At 58.0% G+C, this 7,314-nt stretch carries 7 protein-coding genes; all 7 read left to right on the top strand.

From position 1 onward, the window contains the following. A partial coding sequence (locus tag Q0510_RS20180) for a TonB-dependent receptor (RefSeq protein WP_298715697.1) occupies window positions 1–1,081 on the top strand: 1,081 nt, incomplete at its 5' end. Between the two features lie 30 nt (window positions 1,082–1,111). Continuing rightward, window positions 1,112–2,659, top strand: a complete 1,548-nt coding sequence (locus Q0510_RS20175) for a RagB/SusD family nutrient uptake outer membrane protein (RefSeq protein ID WP_298715694.1) — start codon at window positions 1,112–1,114, stop codon at window positions 2,657–2,659. Between the two features lie 12 nt (window positions 2,660–2,671). Further along, window positions 2,672–4,171, top strand: coding sequence for a M81 family metallopeptidase (locus tag Q0510_RS20170; protein WP_298715692.1), 1,500 nt, complete (start codon window positions 2,672–2,674; stop codon window positions 4,169–4,171). Further along, window positions 4,168–4,992, top strand: a complete 825-nt coding sequence (locus Q0510_RS20165; protein ID WP_298715691.1) for an SMP-30/gluconolactonase/LRE family protein — start codon at window positions 4,168–4,170, stop codon at window positions 4,990–4,992. Before Q0510_RS20170 ends, Q0510_RS20165 begins: the two co-directional genes overlap by 4 nt. A 22-nt stretch (window positions 4,993–5,014) precedes the next feature. Then, complete coding sequence (locus Q0510_RS20160) at window positions 5,015–5,992, top strand: mannonate dehydratase (RefSeq protein WP_298715690.1); 978 nt, start codon at window positions 5,015–5,017, stop codon at window positions 5,990–5,992. A gap of 23 nt (window positions 5,993–6,015) precedes the next feature. Then, window positions 6,016–6,795 carry a hypothetical protein gene (locus Q0510_RS20155; protein ID WP_298715689.1) on the top strand — a complete coding sequence of 260 codons (780 nt, stop codon included), beginning with the start codon at window positions 6,016–6,018 and terminating at the stop codon, window positions 6,793–6,795. After that, window positions 6,750–7,314: hypothetical protein (locus Q0510_RS20150; protein WP_298715688.1), on the top strand; the 565-nt coding region annotated here is incomplete at its 3' end. The genes Q0510_RS20155 and Q0510_RS20150, both read left to right, overlap by 46 nt.

Below are 7,314 nucleotides of genomic sequence, written 5' to 3'. Positions count from 1 at the left end.
CCTGCTGTCGAACCCCGATCTGCGGTGGGAGAAGACAGCACAAACGGATGCGGGTATTGAGATCGGCCTGTTCAAAGGGCGCCTCTCACTCGAAGCCGATGTGTACTACCGCAAAACGACCGACATGCTGCTGGATGCGCCGGTGCCGCAAACGAGCGGCTACGCGATCATCCGCAAAAACGTGGGGTCGATGGAAAATAAAGGGCTGGAGATCTCGCTCAATACCGTCAACGTCGAAGGGCGTGATTTTTCCTGGAACAGCATGTTCAACATTTCCATGAACCGCAACAAGGTGCTGTCGCTCGCTACGCCTTCGGACATCTACGGTGTAGGCGGATTGGTGTTCATCAGTCCTACCAATATTATCCGCATCGGTGAGCCGGTAGGCGCGTTTTACGGCCTGGTGCGGGAAGGCATCTGGGGCGAATCGGAAAGGTCGGAAGCCGCCAAATTCGTCAGCTACCGCGGCGGGTTGCCCATTTTACCCGGCGATATCAAATATAAAGACGTCAACGGCGACTATACCATCAATGACGCCGACCGGATGATCATCGGCAACGGCAGTCCCAAAGCCTGGGGCGCGTTTACGAATTCGTTCCGCTATCGCCGGTTCGACCTGTCGCTGGAGCTGCAATATTCTTACGGCAACGATGTGTTCGAACTGAGCACGGGATCCAGCGAAGACCGTGTGGCGCTGGCGAACAGTTACAAATCGGTATTGAACGCCTGGCGGCCCGATAATCAAAACACCATGATCCCCGAGATACGCGATACCCGCGCGGGATATGTGATCAATGAAGATACGCACTGGCTGAAGGACGGATCTTTCCTTCGCGGCAGGAACCTGCTGCTGGGGTATAGCCTGTCGCCCGAAACACTGAAGCGCATTCGTTTCAGCAGGTTGCGGGTGTTTGGATCGGTGCAGAATTTCTTTTTGCTGACCAGTAAGGAAGTGAACGGCGATCCGGAAACGATCGGGCTGATCGGTGGGGAAAATACGAAAGTATTTTCGCAGGGGATGATGTATCACGCCTATCCCAAATCCACCACTTTCATGCTGGGCATTCAGGCCGCCCTGTAATCACATTCTTCAACTCAAAAGCTTTTTCCGATGAAGACGAATATAGCAGGTAAATGGTTGCTGGCAGGCGCGTTGATGCTGGGTACAGGCTGCAGCAAGTTCCTGGAGGAGAACAATCCTTCCAGCCTTACATCCGAAAGTTTTTATACGATCCCCGAGCATGCGGAAGCCGCCATCGCCGCGGTGTACGCTGAAACGCGGTTCATCGGCAACGCCGCCGCCATCTTTTCCGGCAACCGGCAGATGTTGGAAGCGGTGACGGGAACATCCACCGCGGAAGCCACCGAGAACACGAACCTCAATAACCTCTACGCACTTTCATATGACGGCAATAACCTCCATGTGGCGCAGTGGTGGAACGGGCTTTACCGTGTGATCGCGCAGGCCAACCAGGTGATCGAAAAAGTGCCAGGCATTAATCCTATGGACGATGCGCAGAAGACGCGCATCCTGGGAGAAGCGCGCTTCCTGCGCGCCTGGGCTTATTTTTATGCGGTGCGGTTGTGGGGAGATATTCCCCTCATCACCAAACCCCAGACGGCATCTTCGGAAGATTTCATGCCGGTGCGGACGGGGCAGGAAGATGTGTACAACCTGGTGGTGGAAGACTTGCTGGCCGCCGAAGCCGCCGGACTGCCCTGGATGGACGCTTCCGGCCGGGTGTCGCTGGCCGCGGTGAAGGCACAGCTGGCAAGGGTTTATATGACGATGGCGGGGCAACCGCTGAACAAGGGGGCGGCTTACTACAAGCTCGCGGCAGTCAAGTCGAAGGAAATCATCGACCACGCGGATGCCAATCCCGCGCTGATCAATCTTTTCCCGGACTATGGCGCATTGCACAATGTAGCGGAGGAAAACAAGCTGGAATTGCTTTTCAGCATTCAATACCTGGCCGATGTGGAAGCCAATCCCATGTTGCACATGCTGCCCAACAACAAGCCGGTGACGGTTTTCGGCGGCTGGACCGGCACCACGGTGCCTACCCGCTCGTTTTACGCGACGTATGAAACAGGGGACCTTCGCGCGAAGGACCGCGAAGGCTTCTTCTATACCAGCTATTACATGAACGGCAGCGGCGCCCTCTTCCAGTTGGGCGCGCCATACATCTTCAAATTCTTCAACACGATAGCTTTCGGCACGGCCGGCAAAACAGGCACGGGGCAGGATGATCTCAACCTGATGCAGATCCGTTACGCGGAGGTGCTGCTGATGTACGCGGAAGCCCAAAACGAAAGTGGCGGCATCAACCAGGCTGCATATAATGCCCTGAAGAAAATCCGCGACAGGGCGGAGCTGACCACCGGGGGCATGGGCACTTTCACGCAGCAGTCCTTCCGCGAAGCGGTATGGCGCGAGCGCTGGCACGAGCTCTGTTACGAAGGCATCACCTGGTTCGACATGATCCGCCTGCGGAAAGTCTACAACGAAACCAACAAAGGGTTCGATGATTTCGTGGGGCACATTAACCTGAATTCCAACCAGCCACTGCAGGCCAGGCACCTGCTCTTCCCGCTGCCACGGCTGGAAATGCAGAACAACCCGAACCTCAAGCCGCAAAATCCCGGCTACCCTCAATAAAACAATACAGACATGAGTTTTGACGGCAAACAGCTGCGCGTAGCCATACTCGGCATTTACCACGAATCCAATACTTTCATCGCAAAGCCCACCACGCTGGACGATTTCAGGAACAGCCACTGGCTGAAGGGAGACGCCATCGCGCAGGAGTACCGCCATGCCTTCCACGAGATCGGCGGGATGCTGGAAGTGCTGGAAGAAAATAACATCGCGGCGGTGCCCGTCATGTACGCCGAGGCAACCCCAGGCGGAAGGGTCAGCGCCGCAACATACGACACCTTGCTGGGAGAAATGATGCGCGGGCTGGAGGCGGTGTTGCCCATCGATGGTTGCCTCGTGGTTCCGCACGGTGCGGGCGTTTCCGAAGAACATGCGGATATGGACGGCCATTGGCTGACGCTGCTCCGGCAGCGCCTGGGGCCGGATATGCCCATCATCGGCACCCTCGACCCCCACGCCAATGTGAGCCCGGCGATGACCGCGGCTACCAACGCATTGGTCGCTTACAGCACTAACCCCCATATCGACCAGCGCGACACCGGGAAGAAGGCGGCCACGCTCATGGTGCAAACGCTGAAAGGCAATATTCAACCCGTACAGCAACTCATGCAAACGCCGGTCGCCATCAGCATTGAACAACAATGGACATCCGCGGAGCCCTGTAAAGGATTGTACGATCGGGCACGGGAAGCGGCCGGGCAACCAGGTGTGCTGTCCATCAGCATCCTGCTGGGTTTCCCGTATGCCGATGTGCCGGAGATGGGAAGCGCTTTCATTGTGGCCACCGATAACAACCTGCCATTGTGCAACAGCATCGGCGAGGAATTGAAAAGTAAACTGATAGATCGCCGCACTGATTTTGTGGCGGAAAAACACGATATCGCTGCGTTGTTGCCAAAGATGCAGGAATGGGCAAAACCGGTATTGCTGCTGGATATGGGCGATAACGTGGGCGGCGGTTCCCCGGGCAACAGCGCTTACCTGCTGGCCGCGGCGGAAGCATACAGGATGTCAGGATGCTTCATCTGCATCTACGATCCCACAGCCGTGGCCGAAGCTGTGAAGCACCCGCCCGGCGAAACATTTTCTCTCTCATTTGGCAACGTGGAAGGCGGTTACATGCAGGGAGAAACGGAATACGCCATTCCCGTGCGCCTCCTCATGGAAGCCGACGGGAAGTTTTCGGAAGACAGTCCAAGGCACGGCGGGCAGGTGCATTTCGACATGGGGAAAATCGCGGTCGTACAAACCGGCGGCGGGAACGTTATCATGCTCACATCCCTGCGCGTACCGCCTTTCAGCCTCCGGCAGCTCACCGCTTTCGGCATTCATCCGCAGCAATTCAACGCGGTTGTGGCCAAAGGCGTGAATGCGCCCATCGCCGCGTATGGCCCGGTGTGCCCTACGATCGTGCAGGTAAATACGCCCGGCGTTACACAAGCGGATATGACGCGGTTCACCTACCGTCATCGCCGCCAACCATTGTTTCCATTTGAACAGGATATAAAATGAACAAGATGATCTCGGTCACCATCGTTGAACGGCTGGCGGAACTCCCCTGGTATACGGAAGGCCCGGCCATGGATGCACAGGGCAACCTGTTTTTTACCACATTGACCGGTGGCATCATTTTCAAAATGAACCCGGAAGGGAAGATGTCGCACTGGGCCTACGCGAAATGCCCCAACGGCCAATACATCCTCCCCAATGGCGACCACCTCATCTGCGACAGCGGCCAGGCGGGCATCGCCCGGTTCGGGGCAGACGGCGGGTTTAAAAGCTATGCGATCAAAGACCATTGCGATGGCCAGGCGCTGCGCGCGCCAAACGACCTGACGGCCGACACGGATGGCGGGATGTATTTCACGGATTCCGTCCGACAATCGGGGATGGTGTGCTATTTCGGAACAGACGGTTCGCAGCGCATCGTGGGCAGCGGTTTCGATTTTCCCAACGGCATTGCGCTGAGCGCGGATGGCAAACGCTTGTTTGTCGCCGAAAGCTACCGCAACCGGATCCTGACCTGCGCCCTCCGCGGGCCCGGGCTGCCCGACGGGAAGTGGGAAGAATGGGCGCGGTTGCCGGAACACCCTTCGGGAGACATCATCCAAAACCTGCCGGACGGCATCCGGATGGGGAAAGACGGCTTGTTGTACGTTGCGCATTACGGCATGCAGGCCGTGCAGATTTTAGATGAAGATGGAACATTGGTGGATACGATCCGGACGGGTTACCCGCTCACCAGTAACCTCTGCCTGCTGGAAGGAGAGATGATTGTGACGGGCGGCTACGGCGAGCCTGGCCCCGGTGGAGTGTCCAGTATCAAATTATAAGAAACAGTAAAATACATACGAAATGAAAATAGCAGAAGTGCTGTCACAGTACCCCGACCGGCTATGGAGGCTGGCTAAACAGGCAGGAGTAACACATGCGGTAGCCCGGTTGCCGGTGCTGGCAGACGGTACGCCCTCTTACGAGTACATGGACCTGCTGCATATGAAGCAGCGTTTTGATGATTTCGGCTTCAAGCTGGAAGTGATAGAGCCCGGGCTGGATGCGCAGATGCACCGGATGAAACTGGGCATCGACGGGCGGGATGAAGATATCGCCTTGTGCCAGCAGCTCATCCGGAATATGGGGGCGTTGGATATCCCTGTATTCTGTTACAATTTTATGGCGGGATTCAACTGGCTCCGCACATCCGTATCCACCCCCACCCGGGGGGGCGCGCTGGTAACGAGTTACAACCACGCGCTGATGAAGGACGCGCCGCTGACTTCGGCAGGCATCGTGCCGGAAGAAAGGTTGTGGGATAACCTGCAGTATTTCCTGGAAAGGATCATCCCGGTAGCGGAGGCGTCCAACGTAAAACTGGCGCTGCACCCTGACGATCCCCCCGTGTCGCCCATCCAGGGGATTTCGCGCATCATTACCAGCCCGGCTGCGCTGAAGCGCGCCATCAACCTGGTGCCCAGCGCCAACAGCGGCGTCACTTTATGCCAGGGCAGCCTCGCCGCGGCGGGTGCCGACATCCCGCATGAGATCCTCGAGCTGGGAAAGGCCGGGAAAATATTCTTCGTGCATTTCCGCGATATACGCGGCCAGGCGCACGCGTTTTCCGAAACCTTCCACGACGACGGCCAAACCGATATGTACGCCGCCGTGAAAGCCTATACCACCGTTGCGTTCGACGGTCCCGTGCGGATCGACCACGTGCCTACGATGGACGGCGAGAACAACCGCGAGCCGGGTTACGGCGAAGTGGGGCGCCTCTTCGCGCTGGGGTACCTGAAAGGCTTGCTGGAAGCGGCGGAATACGAGAAGAAATCATGAGTGTTAATCAAGGTTAAATAGCTATGAACAGAAGAGAATCGCTGAGATTACTGGCCCTGGGCTCCGCCGGCGTGGTGACGCCCCTGGCCGGTTGGGGCAGTTCGCCGGGCAAGCCTGCGGCAACGCCTGCCATCGGATCAGATGCCGGAGTTCCCGGGGGGATAATCCCTGCTTTCAATAAGAGCACGGCCAACGATGCGGGAAGGCAGTCTGTATTGTACCTGGTGGCAGACAGCGCTTTCCTCAGCGCGGTGGGCGGCGGTTTACCGGCGCACATCGTGGCGTTGCCGCGCCATCAGCTGGACGAAGCAAAACTGTTGCAGCAACTGGCGGCGGGGAACGGGATGATCTGGGTGGGGAAGCCTGAAGGGATGCCGGCGGCTTTGTCGGTAGGAGGCTTTCGCCCGTCGGAGGCCGCTATGGCAGTGAGCGTTGCGGCAAAAGGGCCGTTGCCGCTGGCGGATATCGCATTCAAACCGGCGGCGGCTTTTTCTGCTTACATCGCCCCGCCGAAAGAGATGCCCAATCATAATATCGACGAGGAAGTGCGGGCTGATTTTCTGCCCGTGCTGGAAGCATATGACCAGTTCGGGAACCTGTCGGGGTATCCCGGCCTGCTGATGAGCTATTACGCGCCTTCGCTGGCGGCGGGCAGGTTCAGCGAGGAGCTGGCGGGCAGCATCAGCGTCGGCGCCTCGTCCGAGGCCTGCGCGCGGCTGGTGCCGGCGGGTTCAAGGGCAGCGACTGCTGGTTCTACTTGTTCGACAATCCGCTGGAAACGCTGGACGCGAAAGGTTGGTTAGCCCTGTTGCAAAAAACGGCTGCGCGATGGAAGGGCGGGCTGCAGGTATATTCGCACCAATCGAATTACGCGGCATATCATCCCGGCGAACGGGTGCAACTGCGGACGCGCGTGCAGAACCAGGGTACGCAGGCGGTGGCGGCTATATTCCGCTATTCCGTGAAGACCCCGGGCGCTGCTGCGTTTACGCCACTGATCACCACCCGCCGCGTGGCTTCCGGCGGCAGCGATACCGAAGTGTTGTGTGATTTCAAGCCCGGCGGCGGCATGGGAACGTGGACGATTCAACTCGAAATACTGCAGGATGTGGAGAAGGCCGCATTGCTGGCGCTGGAAGGCGAACCGGTGGTAACCGATAAACGCTATATCGGTTTTGTTGTGCAGGAGCCCGCGCTGAAAACGCCGCCCATGCTGGCCGTGAAAGGTCCCAGCATCGTGCTGGATGGTGAAGAAGGCTTCTGGTCGGGTACGCACTATTATCCCTCTACCTCCTGGTGGGAATGGGCCTGGCGTGATTTCC

It is taken from the genome of uncultured Chitinophaga sp. (genome assembly GCF_937874145.1).
In the GTDB taxonomy this organism is placed as follows: Bacteria; Bacteroidota; Bacteroidia; order Chitinophagales; family Chitinophagaceae; genus Chitinophaga.
The sequence above is the reverse complement of the archived record's forward strand: the minus strand, read 5'-3'. Positions and strand labels throughout refer to the sequence as shown.

Coding starts and splice junctions, on each gene's coding strand:
- Q0510_RS20170 (WP_298715692.1), top strand. CDS start 2,672: ATGAGTTTTGACGGCAAACAGCTGCGCGTAGCCATACTCGGCATTTAC.
- Q0510_RS20160 (WP_298715690.1), top strand. CDS start 5,015: ATGAAAATAGCAGAAGTGCTGTCACAGTACCCCGACCGGCTATGGAGG.
- Q0510_RS20155 (WP_298715689.1), top strand. CDS start 6,016: ATGAACAGAAGAGAATCGCTGAGATTACTGGCCCTGGGCTCCGCCGGC.
- Q0510_RS20175 (WP_298715694.1), top strand. CDS start 1,112: ATGAAGACGAATATAGCAGGTAAATGGTTGCTGGCAGGCGCGTTGATG.
- Q0510_RS20165 (WP_298715691.1), top strand. CDS start 4,168: ATGAACAAGATGATCTCGGTCACCATCGTTGAACGGCTGGCGGAACTC.